General features: G+C 56.3%; 17 protein-coding genes. 6 read left to right on the forward strand and 11 right to left on the reverse strand.

The genetic code is table 11. The annotated features are described in order from the left end of the window. The first annotated feature begins 16 nt into the window (after window positions 1-16). The 4 genes from rfbA (at window position 17) to HMPREF2682_RS07410 (ending at window position 3,720) form a co-directional block, all read left to right on the forward strand. Window positions 17-877 (forward strand): glucose-1-phosphate thymidylyltransferase RfbA, encoded by an 861-nt coding sequence (rfbA, locus tag HMPREF2682_RS07395; RefSeq protein ID WP_005506948.1) that lies wholly within the window; start codon window positions 17-19, stop codon window positions 875-877. 96 nt (window positions 878-973) lie between these two features. Beyond that, a complete protein-coding gene (locus HMPREF2682_RS07400; RefSeq protein WP_070832852.1) occupies window positions 974-2,446 on the forward strand; it encodes a tyrosine-protein kinase domain-containing protein in 1,473 nt (490 codons plus the stop codon). A gap of 111 nt (window positions 2,447-2,557) precedes the next feature. Then, the gene (locus tag HMPREF2682_RS07405) at window positions 2,558-3,415 is read left to right on the forward strand and encodes a nucleotidyltransferase family protein (protein ID WP_049355186.1); all 858 of its coding nucleotides are present in this window, start codon (window positions 2,558-2,560) and stop codon (window positions 3,413-3,415) included. After that, window positions 3,412-3,720 carry a PqqD family protein gene (locus HMPREF2682_RS07410; protein ID WP_070832855.1) on the forward strand — a complete coding sequence of 103 codons (309 nt, stop codon included), beginning with the start codon at window positions 3,412-3,414 and terminating at the stop codon, window positions 3,718-3,720. Before HMPREF2682_RS07405 ends, HMPREF2682_RS07410 begins: the two co-directional genes overlap by 4 nt. 88 nt (window positions 3,721-3,808) lie before the next feature. On the opposite strand, the gene HMPREF2682_RS07415 is transcribed toward HMPREF2682_RS07410, so the two are convergent. The 11 genes from HMPREF2682_RS07415 to HMPREF2682_RS07465 all read right to left on the reverse strand — a co-directional run bounded on the left by HMPREF2682_RS07415 (window position 3,809) and on the right by HMPREF2682_RS07465 (window position 17,055). Beyond that, window positions 3,809-5,056 (reverse strand): glycosyltransferase, encoded by a 1,248-nt coding sequence (locus tag HMPREF2682_RS07415; RefSeq protein WP_049355031.1) that lies wholly within the window; start codon window positions 5,054-5,056, stop codon window positions 3,809-3,811. A 12-nt stretch (window positions 5,057-5,068) separates the two neighbouring features. Further along, window positions 5,069-6,016 carry a glycosyltransferase family 2 protein gene (locus tag HMPREF2682_RS07420; protein WP_049352040.1) on the reverse strand — a complete coding sequence of 316 codons (948 nt, stop codon included), beginning with the start codon at window positions 6,014-6,016 and terminating at the stop codon, window positions 5,069-5,071. Between the two features lie 65 nt (window positions 6,017-6,081). Beyond that, entirely contained in the window at window positions 6,082-7,122 is a 1,041-nt protein-coding gene (locus tag HMPREF2682_RS07425) for a glycosyltransferase family 4 protein (RefSeq protein WP_049346739.1), read from the reverse strand. A gap of 2 nt (window positions 7,123-7,124) precedes the next feature. Beyond that, entirely contained in the window at window positions 7,125-8,519 is a 1,395-nt protein-coding gene (locus HMPREF2682_RS07430; RefSeq protein ID WP_070634157.1) for an O-antigen ligase family protein, read from the reverse strand. Then, the gene (locus tag HMPREF2682_RS07435; protein ID WP_049355029.1) at window positions 8,516-9,631 is read right to left on the reverse strand and encodes a glycosyltransferase; all 1,116 of its coding nucleotides are present in this window, start codon (window positions 9,629-9,631) and stop codon (window positions 8,516-8,518) included. The genes HMPREF2682_RS07430 and HMPREF2682_RS07435 overlap by 4 nt, the downstream gene beginning before the upstream one ends. After that, the gene (locus tag HMPREF2682_RS07440; RefSeq protein WP_049355028.1) at window positions 9,628-10,713 is read right to left on the reverse strand and encodes an acyltransferase family protein; all 1,086 of its coding nucleotides are present in this window, start codon (window positions 10,711-10,713) and stop codon (window positions 9,628-9,630) included. Before HMPREF2682_RS07440 ends, HMPREF2682_RS07435 begins: the two co-directional genes overlap by 4 nt. An 11-nt stretch (window positions 10,714-10,724) precedes the next feature. After that, window positions 10,725-12,968, reverse strand: a complete 2,244-nt coding sequence (locus HMPREF2682_RS07445) for an N-acetylneuraminate synthase family protein (protein WP_070832858.1) — start codon at window positions 12,966-12,968, stop codon at window positions 10,725-10,727. A gap of 90 nt (window positions 12,969-13,058) precedes the next feature. Further along, window positions 13,059-13,787: an acylneuraminate cytidylyltransferase family protein gene (locus HMPREF2682_RS07450; RefSeq protein WP_070600619.1), complete on the reverse strand. Its 729-nt coding sequence runs from the start codon at window positions 13,785-13,787 to the stop codon at window positions 13,059-13,061. Then, a complete protein-coding gene (locus HMPREF2682_RS07455) occupies window positions 13,787-14,887 on the reverse strand; it encodes an RNA-binding protein (RefSeq protein ID WP_070634158.1) in 1,101 nt (366 codons plus the stop codon). The genes HMPREF2682_RS07450 and HMPREF2682_RS07455 overlap by 1 nt, the downstream gene beginning before the upstream one ends. Next, window positions 14,878-15,876, reverse strand: coding sequence for a CgeB family protein (locus HMPREF2682_RS07460; RefSeq protein ID WP_070634159.1), 999 nt, complete (start codon window positions 15,874-15,876; stop codon window positions 14,878-14,880). The genes HMPREF2682_RS07455 and HMPREF2682_RS07460 overlap by 10 nt, the downstream gene beginning before the upstream one ends. Before the next feature lie 258 nt (window positions 15,877-16,134). After that, entirely contained in the window at window positions 16,135-17,055 is a 921-nt protein-coding gene (locus tag HMPREF2682_RS07465; protein WP_049355023.1) for a glycosyltransferase family 2 protein, read from the reverse strand. A 181-nt stretch (window positions 17,056-17,236) separates the two neighbouring features. On the opposite strand from HMPREF2682_RS07465, the gene HMPREF2682_RS07470 reads away from it, so the two are divergent. After that, entirely contained in the window at window positions 17,237-18,199 is a 963-nt protein-coding gene (locus HMPREF2682_RS07470; protein ID WP_049355022.1) for an alpha-1,2-fucosyltransferase, read from the forward strand. Beyond that, window positions 18,196-19,164, forward strand: a complete 969-nt coding sequence (locus HMPREF2682_RS07475) for a glycosyltransferase family 2 protein (RefSeq protein WP_053089017.1) — start codon at window positions 18,196-18,198, stop codon at window positions 19,162-19,164. The genes HMPREF2682_RS07470 and HMPREF2682_RS07475 overlap by 4 nt, the downstream gene beginning before the upstream one ends. Window positions 19,165-19,176: the final 12 nt, after the last annotated feature.

Below are 19,176 nucleotides of genomic sequence, written 5' to 3' on the forward strand. Positions count from 1 at the left end.
GACACAATAAGAAGTTATGAAGGGAATTATTCTTGCCGGCGGTACCGGAAGCCGTTTGCACCCTATCACTCAGGGTATTAGCAAGCAGCTCACTCCGGTCTATGACAAGCCGATGATTTACTACCCGCTGTCCACTCTCATGCTGGCGGGTATCCGCGATATTTTGATTATTACCACCCCTACCGATCAGGAGCAGTTCCAGCGACTGCTCGGTGACGGTTCCCGTTTCGGTATTAATCTCGAATACAAGGTGCAGCCTTCCCCGGATGGTCTTGCACAGGCATTTATTCTGGGTGCCGACTTTATTGGTAACGACCCCGTAGCCCTCGTGCTCGGTGACAATATCTTCTACGGTCCCGGTCTGGGTACTCAGCTTGCCACCTACGAGCAGAAGGACGGCGCGACCGTCTTCGCTTACCAGGTTGCTGACCCTCGCGCCTACGGCGTGGTGGAGTTCGACGAGAACTTCAACGCACTGTCCATTGAGGAGAAGCCCGAGAATCCCAAGAGCGACTACGCTATTCCGGGTCTGTACTTCTACGACTCGAAGGTTGTAGAGTACGCACGTCAGATTAAGCCTTCTCCGCGCGGTGAGTTGGAAATCACTGACCTTAACCGCGTCTACCTGGAACAGGGTAAACTGAAGGTTGAGGTCCTGCCTCGCGGTACCGCGTGGCTCGATACCGGAACCTTTGATTCACTCGCTGATGCCACTAACTTCATCCGCACTGTTCAGAGCCGTCAGGGTCTGTCAGTTGGTTGCCCGGAGGAAATTGCGTGGCGCCACGGTTGGCTCTCCGATGAGCAGTTGCGCGACATCGCTACCCCGCTTGTTAAGAGCGGTTACGGTAGCTACCTGCTCGGATTGCTCCGCTAATAAACACCAGGGGATTTTCGTATCCCTTCACCGCCTGCAACAACACTCCACGTTGCAGGTACACTAACTCAAACTTTCTGGAGTATTCTCACTACCATGACCATTTTGGAATTTTTCCGCACCACGAGGGCTAACCTCTGGCTGCTGATTATAGGCATCGTTGTCGGTGCCGCAGCGGGCTTCGGCTATGCTTCTCTCCAGCCGAAGGTCTACGCTGCATCGTCCTCGGGCTACGTGACCGTGGGCGAGTCCGGTACGGTGGATGTTCTCTCGGGCTCTACGGCTGCTAAGGAGCGTGCTCGCTCCTACGCAGCTATCGTCTCCTCTGAGGCCGTGGCACAGAAGATTAAGCAGAACACCCCCGAACTGTCTCTGACCACCGGTCAGATTCGTTCTAGCATCACCGCAGCTGCAGGCGAAAACGCTGCACTGATTACCGTGAGCGCTAAGGCTTCTTCCCCGAAGAACGCACAGCTACTCGCTAACGGCGCACTGCAGGCTACTGCCGACTACATCAAGGAAATTGAGCAGAACCCCGGTAACGCTCAGGCTCTGGTAAATGGCGACAGTACTGCTGCTTCTCCCACTGGTGGCAACACCGTTCGCGTGATTCCGCTGAATAACGCAAGCGTGAACCCCCCGCTGGTGGCTCCGAACTACGAGCAGAACACCCTTATCGGTGCTGGCACCGGTTTGGTTCTGGTCTACGCTGCGATCTTCCTGCGCCGTGCTCTGGATCAGCGTATCCGTACCCGTGACGACGCTACCAAGGCAACCGGCGCAAGCATCCTCGGTGTTCTGCCCGTCAGTGACGACCTGAACGAAGATAACATCGTGAAGGGTGATACCGACGACCACATCGCTCAGGAATCCATCCGTCAGCTACGCACCAACCTGCGCTTCGTGAATGTTGACACTCCCCCGCGTTCGTTCATCGTCACCTCCGCAGTGCCCGGTGAAGGTAAGTCGACCGTGTCGCTGTCGCTGGCTCGCGCAATGGCTGATGCGGGTTCGCCCGTCATCCTCATTGACGCCGACCTGCGCCGCCCGACCGTGGCTAAGAAGCTGAAGCTGGACGCTAAGGTCGGTCTGACCCAGGTTCTGGCCGGCCAGGTTGAGATTGCTAACGCCGTCCACCAGCTTGGTGAGTCGAACCTCTTCGTCCTGCCTGCAGGCCGTATCCCCCCGAACCCCTCCGAACTTCTGGGCTCGGATAAGATGCGCCAGCTGATTAACGAACTCTCCGAAGAGTTCATCGTGGTCGTCGACGTTCCGCCGCTGCTGCCCGTGACCGACGCTTCGTTGCTCTCCCACTCCGTGGATGGCGTGATCCTCGTTGGCTCTATCGGACGAAGCCACCGTGAGCAGATGACTGAAGCTTCCAACATCCTGAAGAAGGTCAACGCGAACCTCCTCGGTATGGTGCTGAACCGTGCACCCCGTAAGGGCCTGGGTAACTCCTACTACGGCTTCGGTTACGCAAGTGCCTACGTTGGCTATGCAACCTACTACGGTTACGGCAAGGAAGGCGACAAGAAGTCGTCAAAGAAGTCCTCGACCAAGAAGTAATAACGTAATAAGCGCCCTAAAACATAGGGAGCGACTTAGGGCGGGATGGGCAGTTTTTCTGCCCGTCCCGCCTTATACTTATCTGGTATACATGTGCACCGAAAGGCTATTGTGACCACTCACTCACCCAATACGCCGGAGCCGCAGACCACTCCTCTTGCGGCACGGATTCGGCTTGCGCACGCCTACTTCCAGCGAATTGCCGACATGCACTCCATCGATATTATGCATGTCAAAGGCTACGCTTTCTCCCAGGAAATTTACCGCAAAGGCAGGTACAGTTCCGATGCCGACCTGCTGGTCCGTCCCTCTCACGTGGACCGCTTTGTAGAGATCCTTTTGGCAGATGGATGGCGTATCCAAGCCCATTTCGAGACAGGCTCCGTGTTCGAACACGCGATGACGCTCTACCACGCTTCATGGGGTCTGACCGATATTCATCGTTTCTTCCCCGGTCTTGGACGCCACGGCGATTATGAGAAGGCTTTTGAACGCGTCTGGGCGGCACGCAAGACCCGTATGATTGCTCACCGTCCCTGCGTTGTCCCCAGTGATTTGGACGCGCGTCTTCTCGTGGTGCTTCACCGCGCCCGCGCAGCATCACGCTACAGCGCAGATATTAACTATCTGGTCTCTCTGCTCTCGTACAGCGATTGGCAGCGCCTGCGAGCCCGCGCGGAGGAGCTTGACTCATCCCTGGCGTATAGCGCGGCTATGGGCGGCTTGGAGCAGTACCGTGACGACCGCGACTACCTGCTGTGGCTGTCTGTCTCTCAGGACGTCCCCCACTATATTCAGTGGGTTGGGCGCCTGCAGGCGGCGACCACCCTGCACGATAAGCTACGCACCCTCAAAAATATTTTCTTCGTGAATAAGGACCACTTGGCGATGCAGCTGGGACGTACCCCCACCAAGGCTGAAATTCGTGCCAAGTTCTTTGAACGTTTCGGAATCAAGGTGAAAAAATGAGCAACCCGGTAGATTCCCGCCAGACCGTCTACGGTATCCCCGAGAACATCGCGTACGTTCATTCTGAAGAGTTCGCTAAGTACTCCCCCACAGCAACGTATCTTGCAAATCTTGCCAATGGTGAGCTGTCTGTTCTTCAGGATTCTGCCTCCATTATTTGGAGTATCTTTGAGGCCCCAATGTCTCTACAGGAAGCTATCGATTTGCTCTGCGAAATGTATGAACAGCCCGTAGAGACCATGGGACCGCAGATCGAGGGGTTTATCCCCGAGCTGCTAGCCAAGGGGCTCCTAGAAGCCCGCTAGGCCTCCCAGAAGACACAAAGAAGGCGGGGCGGTAGAAACTTTATAGTTTCTACCGCCCCGCCTTCTTCTATGAGCAGCCTAGCTCTTTTTAGTCTTCGGGCAGAGCCTGCACGTACGTCTTTAGACGGCTAATGAAACGAGCCTCCGAGAAACCGTCAACGTGCTCGCGGATATAGTCAGCGTCCCAGTCAGTCGGGTTGAAAGCCTTGAGAGCTTCCACCAGCTGCTCCACGGTCGGCTGGTTGATGAACATGCCGGTCTTGCCCTCCTGGATGGTGTCCAGGAAGCCGCCCGCACGGTACGCAATCACAGCCTTACCGCTGGCGCCAGCCTCCAACGGAGTAATACCGAAGTCTTCATAGGAGATAGCCAGCAGAGCCAGACAGTGCCGGTACGCGTAACGCAGCTGGGCGTCCGAAATGCCAGAAACGATACGAACAGTGGGGCCTGCAAGCGCTTCAAGGCGTTCCTTTTCCGGGCCGCGACCAACCACCAGCAGCTTCTTACCCAACTCATTGCAGGCTTCAACAGCCTTATCAACATTCTTGTAGGGCAGCAGGCGAGAAACGATCAGGAAATAATCGTCCGATTCGGTGAACTCTTCCAGGCCCGGGATAGGCTCAACCGGTGCGGTGGTGTCTACCGAGTGCGGCGGGAAGAAAATCGGAACGTCCTTCTTACCGTAGACATTCTCAATACGCTTCTTAATGACGCTCGCATTCGCCACATACACAGCCGAGCGGTGAGCAGCCCAGTGATCCCACAGCATCAGTGCAGGACGCAAGGTCTTCAGCAACAGCGGCACGGGACCGGTGCTCTTCTCGCCCAGGTACTGATCGCTCAAGTACAGCCATCGCGCCGGCGAATGGCAGTAAATGAACTTGCGGCCGGCGAAGTTGAAGCCGTGCGCCCAACCGGTCGTCGATACCACAGCGCGCTCAGCCGGTACCTTCAGGAAAGAAGAAGCAATCGGCAGAATTGGCAGAGCCATGCGGTGGTTACGACGTAGGTAACCAATCTTGTTCAGCGGGCTGGTGATGATTTTCGCATCTTTGAACTCCGGGAAGGTGCCCTCCGGGTCGTACAAAGTCGTGTAAATCGGTGCGTCAGGGAATGCACGATGCATTGCCAGCACAACACGCTCCGCACCGCCACGCTGAGTCAGGTAGTCGTGGGCAATTGCTATCTCTTCAGTAGCCTCAGGCTTGACCAGCGGCACGTAACGGCGCGCCAGATGGGCAAGCTTCTTGAGGCTCTTCGGGATATCCGCGAGCACCGCGTCAGGGTTCTTCGGCCCGGTAAACGGAGCGGAGGTCAAGAGCTGAGTGAGTGACATTTTCTTTTCCTCCTAAAAGACTTTCTGAGCACGCTCAGGGTAGTGAATACCGGCGTAAGATGCAGCCTCAACCTGCAGTGCCACAAGCTTCTCAGCGGCCTTAGCGGGCAGCTTCAGCAGAATCTTATCGCTCGCATCGCCCAGAGCCTTAATGGTCTTCTCGGTGGTGAAACGAGCGAGGGTCTTGACCAGCAAACCCCACGGACCCGTCGGGTTCGGGGCGGGGTGTGCTTCTTCACCATGCTTACGCACGAAGATAGTGCGGGCAGAACCCGAGTGCAGGGCACGCAGGGCACGCACAGCAGTGGTGGTAGCCTCGGCGTAGTGCTTGACCTCAACCTCATCAGAGATGATGATGCGGCCACCAGCGTCATGAACCATTTTGCCCATGTCTACGTCTTCCCAGCCGTAGAGACGGTACGCGGGGTCGTAGCCTCCAGTACGCTCAAAATACTCCGCAGAGATAGAAGAGTTGCCGTTCCAGTACAGCCAACGGCCTTCTTCAGCTACGCTGAGGGCGCCCTCTTTGAATCGAGCATCGCGGAAGTTACCGTACACACGAGAGTAGGGAGTGTCCGGGTACACGTTCTTCAAGGTACCAATCACACCGTCGTAATCACGGTGCAGGCGGATCTGCGCCTCGACGTAGTCGGATGCCGGCTCAAGATCGTCATCGCAACGGATGAGGACATCCGCATCAGCCGCACGGTGGCCAGCGTTCAGCGCAGCCACGCGGCCACGGTTCTCCTCGAAAACGATCTTGGTCAGGTTCAGCTTGCCTTCGGCAATGTAGCGGTCAAGCACAGCTTCACTGTTATCGATATCGCCGTCGAGGACCACGATAACTTGGAAGTCCTTCTCGGTCTGGGCGGCAAGCGCATCCAGCGGGTAGTGCAGAATATCTGCACCACCGCGAGACGGAATGATAACCGCGGCCTTGTAACGGTGGGTAGTCGTCATAATTTTCCTTCAGGGTTTGAGTGAGAGGATATCCGTTGGGAATGGCTTATACGTTTAGAAGCACCTTAGCGGATAAAACGCTCCAGAATCTCACCAACACGGACCTTACCTGCTTCAGGCGAGTAGTTTTCCTGCCATCGCCAGAACAGCTCGGAGGTTCGCTCCGCCAGGGCATCCGTATCTTCTCGAAGCTCAGTACCCAGGCTCTTAATGGCCTGTGCAAGAGCTACCGGCTGATCAGCAGGCACAACGTACGGGTACGACGCGCCGCCCAGCACCTCCGACAGAGCACCAGCATCACTGACAACCACAGGGACGCGTGCGCTCATCGCTTCAGCGACCACCAAGCCAAAAGACTCGGGGGCAATCGACGGTACAACGAGCATGTCGATGTCACCGAAAAGACGGTCCGGGGTAGTCCAGCCCAAACGCGTGCTGAACGTAGCAACACGGGCTAGGGCGTCCTCAACCTCAGCACGTTCTTCATCAGATGCGAAGACAGGCTCGCCACCAATCACCAGGTCGTATTCAATACCGTTAGAGTTCAAGGAACTCATCGCCTGGCACAGGGTCGCGATGCCCTTAGACGGAGTCAAACGCCCCAGGTAACCGACGCGAAGTCGGCGCTCCCCCACACGGTGATCCAGCTCGGTGGATACGCCACTGACCCAGTTCGCGAACAGCTCGCTACCGGGGCAGGCACGAGCCACATAGCGGCTAGGCACCAGGGTGACAGACGCCTTATGGCGGGCAAAGGGTACGAGCTTCGCGTTCACACCGGTAGGCAGCTGGTGCAGGTGCACGATGCGGTTCTTACGGCCGCCCGTTGCCGCTGCGGGAACCAGACCATTGCACCACAACAGAACGTCCTTATGGCGAGCGTGCCAGCTACGCAGAGCCACCATGTACTGTGCGCGGTTCTTAGCCGGCAAGACAATGCGGGGGAACCCCTCATCCGCAGCAGCTTCTACAAGCTGCTTCGGCTCGGAAGGACCCACAATAGTGACCTTGTAGCCAAGGCTACGGGCTGCGCGGGCAATGTTCAGGAGCATGACCTCGCCGCCGCCCATGTCACCGTTATTGGTGGCGATGTAGAGTTCTTTCATCGTTATACTTTCCTCGCCTGCTGACGGATAGAACTGACGTCAAACGATTTAGAAGTAGTCAACTTCTTAGGCGTTTCTTGATGGGTTACAGAGGCAGGAGCTTCATTCTCGATGAGCTCGCCGTTCTGCAGCGCAGGTTTTTCATCGCTACTCTGCACCTTCTGCATAGCACCTGGTTCCTGCTGTCCGCTATCTGAAGCATCCAGATCCTTATCCGGGTTCAGGTACAGCAATGCAAGACCCACCACGATAGCCCACGGCACAGTCAGAATCACCTCTCCAAGACGCTGAGAGGTAATAATGATAATCACCATTGCGGCTTCGGCAATAACAATGCGCTGAGTACGCTGCTGCTTCCAGATGAATGCGGCAGAAATCATCAAGGATACAACCACAATCATATAGACCCATCCGGCCTCCTGGACCAGCGTCATATATGAGTTGTGGAAGTAAAAGTATCGGTCTTGTAGCGGAACCTGTGCAGTACCCAAACCGCCGCCGTACCACGGAACCACATCAATCATGCGGTACATTCCTTCGTCAATTCGCTGACGCAATAGGTCACTACCGAGGCGATCCGAGAAAGCACCAGCACGAGCAAAGTTATCTTCCAGGTAGTTCACGCCTAGATAGAACAGATACGCCAGAACAGCTTTGCCGAAGAGATTCAGACGGTAGGAGAAGTACAACCACAGGACGGCGAATGCGTACGCCGCCAATGAAGTGCGAGAACCAGTCAGCCACAACATGCCCGCGCTAACAGCAATAGCAGCAATACGGTGGCTTGTCTTTCTGACCATAGCGACAAAGAGGAAACCGAAAAGCGCATAGTACAGACCCGATTGGTTCTTATCATTGAGCCAACCGGTCAACGTACCACCATAGTTATCAGGTGCGATACCCGCGTAGAAGCCAATGACGTTGATCAAGAGGCCAAAGGCCACACCAAACAGTAGAGAACGGATATCAATCTTCTTCTGCGCAATCTGCAGAGCAAGCAGTACCACAACCGCCATACGCACAGCACGACGAATCGCATATTCAACAGGGAAGCTGTTGAACGTCAAAGTCTCAAATAGTGCCCAGCCAATGGCCAACAGAAGAATCGTAAAGAACAAGCCGTTGTAGGTGTTCTCGATTTTGGCAGGCTTAGTCAAGTTGTAGAGTACAAGCACCATCACCACAACAGTTCCAACTGGCATGGCGAAGAACGCTGTTGTAATACCAATAAAAATCAGGCCGAACCCCGCCCAGAAATCGAGCATCGATAGCTTGGACACACTACCAGCAAGGTACTTTGCTTCAGCCTTCGCAGCCTGCCCAAAGCGAGTGGCATTGCTCGATGCGGCACCTGGATACTGGGTTCCAGATGCAGGTTGAGAGTGAGCTACAGTCATTTCTTCTCCAAAATACGAGCGTATATCTCGGCGGTCTGAGCAGCCATCTGCGCGTTTGAGATCCAGGTAAAAGGCACCGATTCCCCCTTCTGCAGTTGCGCGCGCATAGCCTGCAGAACATCCTGAGTCAGAGTTGCACTCTGGCGGTCCACCAGCTCATCGGCGCCCAGAATCTCCGGGTTGCCGCCCACAGCGGTAGCGACCGTCTTCAAGCCGGCTGCCTTAGCATCCAGCAGAGTGTAGGAGCAGTTCTCCCACACCGACAGCTGAACAATCATGTCGCTGCGGCCCATCGCCTCAATCGGGTTAACGAAACCGCTAAAGGTCACCGAATCACCCAGCTTCAGGCGCTGAGCCTGAGCCTGCAACTCGGAAGCCAAATCGCCAGAGCCCGCAATCTCAAGATGAGCCTGCGGGTAATCAGCACGAAGCTGCGCAAAAGCGTCCAGCAGCACGTCAATACCCTTCTCAGGGGACAGGCGAGACAGCGAAAGAATACGCGGACCGCCATCAGCAGGCACACACTGCTGCTCAACAGCCGCGTGCACCTCGGGAATATCCACGCCGTTGTACACCAGCTCCACGCCACGAGCGCCCCACTTGGCACGCATCTGATCAGCGGTAGAACGAGAAACAGCAATCGCCTGATTGGTACCCCACAGACGCACACGGTGTACGGTCTCCATGAGCTTAGAACGCCAAGAGCTACCGTGATACACGGAGTCATTACCGGCGATACCGTGCTCAGTGGTCAGGAGCTTCGGCACACAGGTGCCGCGCTTGATGACGCTACGGATGCGTAGCGCGTTGACTACAGCGGTCGCTACAACGTCCGCATACGCCAGGTGGCTGTGCACGATATCCGGGCGGACCTGCTCAATAGCCTTCTGTAGAGAAGCAAAGGAAGTCTTAAAACCGTAGTCGGGGCCGAAGTCAGCTTTGATGACGGTGACGCCCAGTTCCTCAAGGCGGTTCGTGAGCTTACCCTCGGGTGCGAGAACCACCAGGTTAAAGCCGGGGAGCCCGGCACGTGCCATATCGACAACGTGCCGAGCTACCCCGCCAAAATCGGGAACCGGAACGACCCATAGAGCCGTTGGTGTAGAGGTCATGCCTTAGTCAACTTTCGAGTGAGGAAAGAACGGAAGGATGCAGAAACCTTAGTTTCAATGGAAATATGCACCAGGTAGGCGAAGCAAACCACCAAAACCAATGCAATAATACGTGCCCCCCAGGGACCAGCCACCGGGTAGAACAGATCCACCAGCATATAGCCGACCATAGCGTGGCCCAAGTACAGGGGGTAGGAAATACGTCCCAAGAAATTCAGCGGACCCTTTGCAAGTACCGGAACGTTCTTCAGGTATACAACGATGAAGAACACCAGGCTAATCAGCGCCACACCGATTCCATGAGCAAGATCATGCATCAGCGCTGCGTTGAGGGAAGCCAGAATTGCAAAGTACGGAATGTGCCAGGTGAACTTTCGATCATGACTGTACATGAAGAACATCATGCCCAGACTAAAGAGCGAAGAATGTTCCGCAACCGCAGCCCACACAATCATCTTCGGTGCTCCACCGAGAGAAGCCTCAGGGTGGAAAAGCAGACACAGAGCCGTACCGATAACCGACCAGGTAAGCAGAATCGTAGTCAGCTCCCCACGGTAAATCTTTCCCTTCCTGATAATCAGGTACAGGGCGACCATCACGTAGAACTGCAGTTCAACTGCCAGCGTCCAGTACACCTGATCCACGTTATCCACACGCAGGAAGCGTTGCAACATCGTTGTGTTGATTAGGGTCTGCGGAATCGTAATATGGCGTCCGGGGTTTCCATAGATGAAATACACCAGCGCTGATACAGCCAGCGCAAACCAGTATGTCGGGTAAATACGAGAAAAACGCGAAACCGCGAACTTCAGTGCCGACCCGCTCTTGATAGCGCTGAGCAGGATTACAAAGCCAGAAATAATGAAGAAGAGCTGAACACCCAGCTCGCCCAGAGGAATATCGTAAGGCGAGGGGGCGGTTCGCGGGTAATTTTGAGTAGCCGGAACACCCAGGTGATAAATCACCACGGTAATAGCAGCCAGGCCACGGAACCCGTCTAGCTCCCGGAAACGCCCGGGAGTAATGAAATTCTGATCCAGAATTTCACCCTCCCGAGCTTTTACGGTCTGAGACTTGGCCATAGACGCTAATCCTACAGCCACTTTTCGAGGCGGTCCAGTGCGGTGAAGAAGCCTTCACCGTTGTTGATGTGGCCCTGCCAGATTTCGGGAATGAAGGATGCCTTCGGCGCCAGCTCACGCAGCTGCTTACCCAGGGATGCCCAGTCGACATCGCCTTCGCCAACCTGAACGCCCTCACCGTCAACGCCGGTGCCGTCCACCAGGTGCAGGTGAATGGACAGCGGTGCCAGCTGCTCAACAGCCTCCGACAGCGGAATGTTCAGGAAGTTGCATGCAAGCATGGTGTGGGAGATATCCAGGCAGAGTGCGGTATCGAATGCACGCGAGAACTCTGCGGTGTCCTTCGGATCCAGGAACAGGTTGTGGTACTGCTGACCACCCATCAGCCAGGGGTACGGGGGCAGAGTCTGAGCAGCCAGGCGAACGCCGGATGCGTCCAGACGCTTCAGAGCCTCACCGATACGCTCGTACTTCTCAGCACGTGCAGCAGCGGGGATGTGCTTGTCCTTGGTGAAGCCACCCATGGTCACAACCATGACCGGGTCCTCGTCTACGGTGAAGTAGCGGGTCAGGTCACGGGTGATGTCGATAGTGCGCTGGACCTCAGCGATGGAGCGCTCCCACACCTCAGGATCCTTGGACGCGAGGTCCACCAGGAAGTCACCTGCGAACAGGTCGGGCAGGTGGGTGGTGAAGCCCATGTCCAGCTTGGAGTCAAAGACGTCGTCGATGTTAATCTCGAGGTCCTTGTAGGAGAAGTGGAACTCCAGGAAGTCCGGCTTAGCCTCTTCAATCAGCGGCTTGTAGTCGTGGTAACGAACCGGCAGACCCCAGGGGCGGTCGAACTTGAAGTCGCGGCGGGTCACCAGGTCGTCCTTCAGGTCACCCTCGAAGAAGAACGAGCCTTCTTCAACGTCGCGCTGCATGGTGCGGCCCAGCAGCTGCGGCAGGTAGTTCGGCTGCAGACCGCGGCCGGGGGACTTCACAGCAACGTCAGCCTCGGTCACGACCTCGCCCTTAGCGATGTGGCGGGTAGCAACCAGGGACTTTGCCAGGTTCACGCGGTTCATCAGCTCACCGGTGGACACCTCGCGAGGAGCAGCAGAACCAATAGCGGTCTCAACCTCACGGATCTGCTGAACCATTGCCTTGAATTCCTCGGGCAGCAGGGAGACGGTGTGGTCGTTACCCTCGAGGGTCTTGTCGGTGGTGAAGTGCTTCTCGATAATCTTCGCGCCGCGAGCAACAGCAGCAATCGGCACGTGGTAGCCACGCTCGTGGCCGGAGTAGCCGACCAGGCACTGACCGATTTCAGCCAGGCGGTCCATGTACGCAAGGTTGACGTCCTTGAAGGGTGCCGGGTATGCGGACTGGCACTGCAGCAGAGCGTAGGATGCGCCAGCGTTACGCAGCAGGGCAACCGACTCGCGGATTTCCTCTTCGCGGCTCATACCGGTGGAGACCAGCATGGGCAGGCCGCGGGAAGCCACGTCGCGCAGCAGCTCGTGGTTGGTCAGGTCGGCAGAAGCAATCTTCATGCCCTGGATACCGTAGTCAACCAGTGCCTGAACGGAGGGTGCGTCCCAGGGGGTGCACATGATGTCCATGTCGTGCTGCTTGACGTGGTCGAAGACCTCGTACATCTGGTCAACGGTCAGGGAGAAGCGGGACAGCAGGTCCAGGGTGTACTGAACGCCCAGGTCCTCACCTGCGGTTGCTGCGCCGCGCTGGCGGTACAGAGCGTCCATGTCGCGCAGCTGGAACTTCACAGCGTCCGCGCCGGACTCAACAGCCAGGTCCACCAGTTCCTTAGCGAAGTCAACGCTACCCTGGTGGTTGTTACCAATCTCAGCAATGATGAAGGAGGGGGAATCCTCGCTGATGGTCTGCTTACCAATGCGCAGAACGTCCTGCTCGTCCATTGCCAGCGCCACGAGGTGACCGCGCTCGTCGGTCAGCGGAACGTGGTTGATGCCCTTCGCGAAGTATCCGCGCAGGGTCTCGGGGTCAGCGTCAGCCGGTGCGGTCTGCGGGTTGGTGTTCGCAGCGTCCAGGGCGCTAGTCTCCAGGGATGCGGTCGGGTTAGCGATCAGCCAACGACGGAAGTCGCCGTCAGAGAGCGAACCACGCAGAATACCGGACTCGTTCACCAGGAAGATGATGCGCTGGCCGTTAGCAGAAATCTTCTGCAGGGCGTTGAGAATCGGGTCTTCAGCGAAGACCACATAGGGGGCAATATTGCGTTCAATAATCACGATTTTGACCTTTTCGTTTGAGTGTTCAGTTGAATGCCTGAGTGCCGGTCAAGCCGGGAGCGGCAGACGAGGTACTGCCGCTGGTGAAGGTTACTTGCCTTCGGCCAGGATCTGAGTGAGCTGGTGCTCTGCCACGGAGAAGTCAATCGGTGCATCAATGTCGACGCCCTCGACCTCGTCCAGCATGAACAAGTCAATGGTACCGCCGGGGTAACCCGCAAGGCGGTTGTGGTGGTCCATGTACACGTGAGTCTTGGTGATGTACATCGAGCCGTTCTCGCGGTAGCGGAAGGTTTCCTTGGTCAGTTCCTGGCGGCGCGGGCGATGCATAATCTCGAATGCCGCGGTGGGCTCACCGTCTGCGTGCCAGGTCCAGATGAACGGACCAATCGGAATCACACCGACCATGGAGTCCTTACCGTTCTCAGCGAACTGGCGGACCGCACGAGCCAGGGTGCCGGGCAGACGCACGGGGCTGGTTGCCTGTAGCAGCATGACAGCCTCGGGCTCCCAACCGTTCTCGGTGTAGAACTCGATGGCGTGCTCAATGACCGGCTCGGTTGCGGTGGTATCTTCAGCCAGGTGTGCCGGGCGAATGAACGGCACCTCGGCACCGTACTCGCGGGCGATGTCAGCCAACTCAGCATCGTCGGTGGAGACGACAACACGTAGCTCGTGCTCGCCGGCTACTTCTTCCTTAGCAGCCAGTGCCTGCTCGATGGTCCATGCAACCAGCGGCTTACCCGCGATAGGACGCAGGTTCTTACGCGGAATGCCCTTCGAGCCACCGCGCACGGGAATGACGCAGAGAATACGCATTATGCCTCCAAAGTTTCAATCATTAGTTCAGCGATACGCTGTGCCGGTTCCTTCTTCGGCTGAACCGGTGCCGGGGTCGGTTCCTGGCCCCACTGGTTCATGCCGTAGCGGTCCCAGAACTCCACCAGCCATGCCGGCGGTGCAGGGTGGTATACCCACGCCGGGATTCCGCGGATCGCTGCCTCCAGAACACCGGTAGAGAAGATGGACACCACCGGGTTCGGTACCTCGTTCAGCGGGGTACCGGAGCGGTCAATACGGATACCTTCCTTCTCCCACAGCTTGTGGGTCAGCACCGACAGCTTGTCCTTCTCGCTCGGGTGCGGGCGGTAGGTTCCACCAAACTTCTTCAAGAAAGAGTGGGAAGCGTACGCGAAGGATGCGCGCGGCAGTTCCGCACCGTGCATCTGTCCCAGGAAAATCGGTTCCAGGTCGTTCTGCTTCTGCGCTTCAGCACCGGCAGCTTTCTGTGCCGCCAGGTAGAGTAGCTGCGAACCCACCGCGTGGGTGGTCACATCGCGGCGACCCGATGCCCAGAACTGGGCGTCCGCTTCGCTGAAAGCCAGCAGGGTGCATCCAACCGGTAGCGGCGGTGCCTGAGGCACCAGCAGGCCGTGCTGAACAACCCAGTACTCAGCGCCGATCGCGCGAGAGTACTCGTAGGCGGCCGCGCCGCGGGCCAGGTAGTGGCCGAGGGAAAGGACCACGCGCACACCGGGCAGGAGCCCCTGCAGCTGGTCGCCCGTCACTTCCTGCTCGGTCCAGGCATCACGGCCGTAACGCTCGGTGGCGTACTGGCCGTTGAGGTACTCCGAGGCGTCCTCGGGGACCCACAGGGCCACGCCCACGTTCTCGAGGTACTTGAGCGGCTCCAGCAGGGAGTTACGGCTCGTCGGGGAGAAAGAATCGAGCACGATGAGCACGCGGGGTACAGCGCCGCGGGTGTAGAGAACACCGCCAACAGGTGCTTCCTGTTCAGCCGCGCCCCCGCGCAGACGTCCGATAAGGCTGCGGGCCTCGCCCTTAGCCCAACGCAGGGTATTCTGGCGCTTCTGCCAGGCGGCCCATGCATCAATGTCGAGGGGATAGGTTAGGCCCATAGCTGCTCCAAAATCTTGACGCGCTGATCAAAGGTGTGCTCGGCCAGAGTACGCTTCTGACCGGCTTCACGAATCTTTCGCGCCCACTTCGGGTCACGGAAAATGCGGGTACAAATCTCGATGAGCTCATCGATGCTCTCGTACACCAAAACCTCTTCACCCGGAATGTAGTAGCGGTCCACGTCGGGGCGGTCAATCACCTGCAGGGCGCCAACGCCGGGCGCCTCGAAGGTACGCATGGTGAAGCCATCCTGGTTATTGTGGATGTTCAGCGTTGCCGGGGAGGACGCCATAATGCCGTACGCCTCGGAGCGGTCGATGTCGCGGCCGGCGGGAACACCGGAGTCCTTGAACTGCTTGGTGCGCAGAATATCGTAGGGGTGACGCGACCAGGCACGGCCGTACGCGCGAACCGGCAGACCGGCGGCGACGAGGGCCTGCAGGGTCTCCTCGCGGTTGGGGTACTTGGCGCCCACGAAGTTGATGGAGTCCTCACGCACGGGAATAACCGGGCAGTGGGTGTCATAGGCGTTGGGCATGTCGAGCACCTCGAAGCCCTGCTCGCGCAGGTGCTGCGCGTCCAGCGGGCTGTAGCTTGCCAGCGAACCCAGGTGGTGCAGGTCCTCTTCGGTGTAGCTCATGCGGCGCATCTCGTCGTAGAGCCAGGTGCCGTAGCGAACGCCGGAGGTTTCCAGCAGGTCCCACCATTCGCGGGAGAGCATGTCGCCCTTAATGACCAGCACAATATCGGGGCGGAACTCGTTGAAAGCGTCAATAGCCTTTCGAGTTGCCTGAGCCGCGAAGCTTTCGGGGCGGTACTTCTCGGGCAGCTCGTGGGCAAGCTTGTTGAGGATACGCTCGGGCAGAGTACCCGGCGCATCGTAGATGTGGGTGCGCACTTCGTATCCGTGCACTTCCAGAGATGCCTGAATTGCCTTCCAGTACCCGTGGAATGCGGGCGAGAGCAGTAGAAGTTTGGGCTGAGTCATATGAGGATTGAATCCTGTCGGCGTTTGCTATACGAACCCGCAGGGTAAAACCGTGCGGTGCTATGTGTTGGAGTGAAGAGGAACGGAAAGTTTCACCTAGAACTTGAGGCAAAACATACCTACTGAAATTTTACAACGAAAGCAGGAGACGACACACTCGAGTGCACTGTGTCGCCTCCTACGTTCTATATGTGCCTTCTGTGATGTCGCGTTCAAAATCTTGCGGAACTACCGCTGTAGATTCCGCACGTTTCGCGTCTAGTTCTCGCGGCGCTCTGCCTTGGCGATACGCTCCAGCTCGGTGGCAAGGAAGCCACGAGCATCCACGTCCTTATTGCGCAGGCCGCGTACCGAGTTCACCAGGAAGTTCGCGTAGCTGGTAGCACGCAGAGCAACAGCAAGCTTCTTCTCCCAGCCCCACTTATCCGCATAAATGAAACGAGCAGTGGTCAGCCACTGTACACGACGCTCAGAAGGCGAAGATCCGCCACCCTCGTGGGTTACAGTCACCGAAGGAATCAGGTAACGATCCACACCAGCGTTCGAGAGGCGATACTGGAAGTCCACCTCTTCACTGTTCATGTAGAAACGCTCATCCATGCCACCAATGCGGTTGAAGGTCGCACGAGGAACAACCATGCACGCACCCATAACCCAGTCGACCTTCGCGTCCGAGGTGCCGGTGCAGGCCTCAACATCGTGGCCAACACCGCGGTGCCACCAGTTGGTCGGCTTGAAACGAGCCAGCGGAGTGAACCATTCCCACGCCACATGTGCCGCGGTGGGGAACTTGCGAGCCACCCACTGCTGCTTGCCGTCGTGGCCAATAATCTGCGGGCTAGCCAGGATCTCGCCGTGGCGTTCCACGGCTGCAAGCATACGCGAGACGAAGCTGTTATCCAGCTCCAGGTCGCTGTTGAGGATGAAAACCCATTCACCGGTCGCGGCAGCAACACCGGAGTTCACAGCCTTACCGAAACCACCGTTGACGGGGCGGCGAACCACGGTCACACCCTCAACCTCGGGGAAGGGGGTGGGAGAAACATCATCAGAGACAATAATCTCGATATCGGCGGGGTCAATGCCCTGCTGAGTACGCAGAGTGTCAATAATGGCAAGAACCGGTTCCGGCTCGCCGTAGAAAGGAATAACCGCAGAAACGCGGGGAAGGAAGGTCATGTATTACAATCTTTCTTGAGTGAGAGGGATAATAGAAACCACCGTAGCGGTGGGTGCTATCGTCTCTAGGATTATACAACTTCACTACTTTTTCAGCTGCACTTTTCGATTACCTATACAGGTAACAAATACTCACCCACTATCAACTCGCCATCTTACACATTCGAAAGGGGACTTTCTCGTGGATTCTGATATCCAACCCATCAATGAATCAGAAAGGGTCGCCGTATACACTGTTCAGCAACCCGCTTTCAAACGTGCTGTCACTGCAGCTTACAGCTCTATTCGCCATAAGTATTTGGGGAAATATATTAACCTTCTACGTCGCGGTGAAAAATTTATTCTCCTTTCCTACCCTATCTCCCGGGGAGGCAATTGGCTGTATCTATGGGCCCGCGCTGCGACTCTGCGCCATCACGGTACCGATAAAGCATCTTTGCTCTACGGTCCCGGTATGGAGGCATGGACCGAGGAATTCCCGAAACTTGCCTCTATTACGGCTCCTTTGTCAGAGTACACGTTCTTCACCCGCCGTAGCGGCTACTTCCCGACGGATATTGAGAAAGATATCAGCGAAGAAGATTTGCACTTTTTTATTCGCGAATATCTTCTTTCTTCAGAGGCCTTTAGTGAGCGCCTTGCAAGAATGCAGAATGTAGTGGATGAAAATTCTCTCGTCATTAATGTTCGCCGAGGCGATTACTATTCCGTGCCTCAAATTAGTGAGGTTTTCGGAATTGATACGGTGACCTATGTGGAGGAAGCACTGAAGAAGCTTCAGGATACCGTTACTCCTTCAAAAATTATTTTTGTATCAGATGATCTTCAGTGGTGCGAGGAAAATCTCTCACATCTGAGCTCAGTTGCGCCCTGCATTTTCGAAAAGCAGGGATCTGGCATGTTCGATGACCTGGCCCTTGTGGCTAGCGCGCCTTACCTGATTCTAACCAATACGACCTTCGGCTATTGGGGGGCTTACATCGGTGAGTTGTTAGCTCAGAAGGTTGTCCTTTCCCCTGATATTCATCAAGTTATTCCTGTAGACGATCGTGCCTATCAGAGCCGCCCAAAGATGCACCGCACTCATTGGGTTGCTGTGCATCATCCCGAAGGTAAAAACTGGATTACGGGTGAACTGCTGTGATTAACGCTCTTAAATCCCTCAAGCATCAGCTTTTCCTGCTAAAAATTAATCGTGATAAAAAACGCGAAGCGATTGAGCTCCGTGAGAGTGCTGAGTTTAAAGAGCGTTACGCTTCACTCAACAAAACATTTACCCACGCGGATCTCCCCTCTGGTCCCTTCATCTGGGGCATAACCATGGTGAAAAACGAAGCAGATATCGTCGAGCAGACGATCCGACATCTACTCAATCAAGGTGTGGACCATATCTTAGCAGCCGATAATGGCTCTTCTGATGGGACCTATGAGCTGCTGCTCGAACTCAGCAAGAATCTACCGGTGCACGTTATTCAGGACCGTGAGCTAGCCTACTACCAGTCAGAGAAAATGACTTGGCTTGCTGACCGGGTGATGGAAGCGGGCGCTGAATGGATTATCCCTTTCGACGCTGATGAATTTTGGTATGGTGTTTCTGCTCCGCTATCGGAAGTCCTACGCTCGCAAAAGGGTCATACTGTCGAGCTGACGAAGCTGTACAACGTTTTTCCCAGTATTGAAGGACCTACTCTCAGGATTGATCCAACTCCCCACTGGGATCTGAAAGTGTGTTTCTCACGCTGGGAGAATGCAGTTATCAAAATGGGCAACCATGAGGTCATTGCACCGGGTAAGCAGAAGCTTAATGAAGTTGCTATCATCCACTACCCCTGGCGTTCAAAAGAACAATTTACGCGCAAGCTACGTCAAGGGGCTAAGGCGTTGGAAGCCACCAATCTGCCTGAAGAGATGGGATACCATTGGAGACGTAATGGTGATATAACCGTTGAAAGTGCTACCCCCCTATGGGAAGCACTTTTGCGCGGCGAAGTTAACCATGAAACCGTCACTTGGCATCCAACTGGCCCTCTTACATCTATTGGCTCTTTACCTCAAGAGTTTAAAGAAATCGTTCATTTGCTCAAAGAAAAGACGGCTACAGGTATTTAACACGGATATTTC

The sequence above is a fragment of the Rothia sp. HMSC061D12 genome, from assembly GCF_001836735.1.
Lineage (GTDB): Bacteria > Actinomycetota > Actinomycetes > Actinomycetales > Micrococcaceae > Rothia.

Coding starts and splice junctions, on each gene's coding strand:
- rfbA (WP_005506948.1), top strand. CDS start 17: ATGAAGGGAATTATTCTTGCCGGCGGTACCGGAAGCCGTTTGCACCCT.
- HMPREF2682_RS07400 (WP_070832852.1), top strand. CDS start 974: ATGACCATTTTGGAATTTTTCCGCACCACGAGGGCTAACCTCTGGCTG.
- HMPREF2682_RS07410 (WP_070832855.1), top strand. CDS start 3,412: ATGAGCAACCCGGTAGATTCCCGCCAGACCGTCTACGGTATCCCCGAG.
- HMPREF2682_RS07415 (WP_049355031.1), bottom strand. CDS start 5,056: ATGTCACTCACTCAGCTCTTGACCTCCGCTCCGTTTACCGGGCCGAAG.
- HMPREF2682_RS07420 (WP_049352040.1), bottom strand. CDS start 6,016: ATGACGACTACCCACCGTTACAAGGCCGCGGTTATCATTCCGTCTCGC.
- HMPREF2682_RS07425 (WP_049346739.1), bottom strand. CDS start 7,122: ATGAAAGAACTCTACATCGCCACCAATAACGGTGACATGGGCGGCGGC.
- HMPREF2682_RS07430 (WP_070634157.1), bottom strand. CDS start 8,519: ATGACTGTAGCTCACTCTCAACCTGCATCTGGAACCCAGTATCCAGGT.
- HMPREF2682_RS07435 (WP_049355029.1), bottom strand. CDS start 9,631: ATGACCTCTACACCAACGGCTCTATGGGTCGTTCCGGTTCCCGATTTT.
- HMPREF2682_RS07440 (WP_049355028.1), bottom strand. CDS start 10,713: ATGGCCAAGTCTCAGACCGTAAAAGCTCGGGAGGGTGAAATTCTGGAT.
- HMPREF2682_RS07450 (WP_070600619.1), bottom strand. CDS start 13,787: ATGCGTATTCTCTGCGTCATTCCCGTGCGCGGTGGCTCGAAGGGCATT.
- HMPREF2682_RS07455 (WP_070634158.1), bottom strand. CDS start 14,887: ATGGGCCTAACCTATCCCCTCGACATTGATGCATGGGCCGCCTGGCAG.
- HMPREF2682_RS07460 (WP_070634159.1), bottom strand. CDS start 15,876: ATGACTCAGCCCAAACTTCTACTGCTCTCGCCCGCATTCCACGGGTAC.
- HMPREF2682_RS07465 (WP_049355023.1), bottom strand. CDS start 17,055: ATGACCTTCCTTCCCCGCGTTTCTGCGGTTATTCCTTTCTACGGCGAG.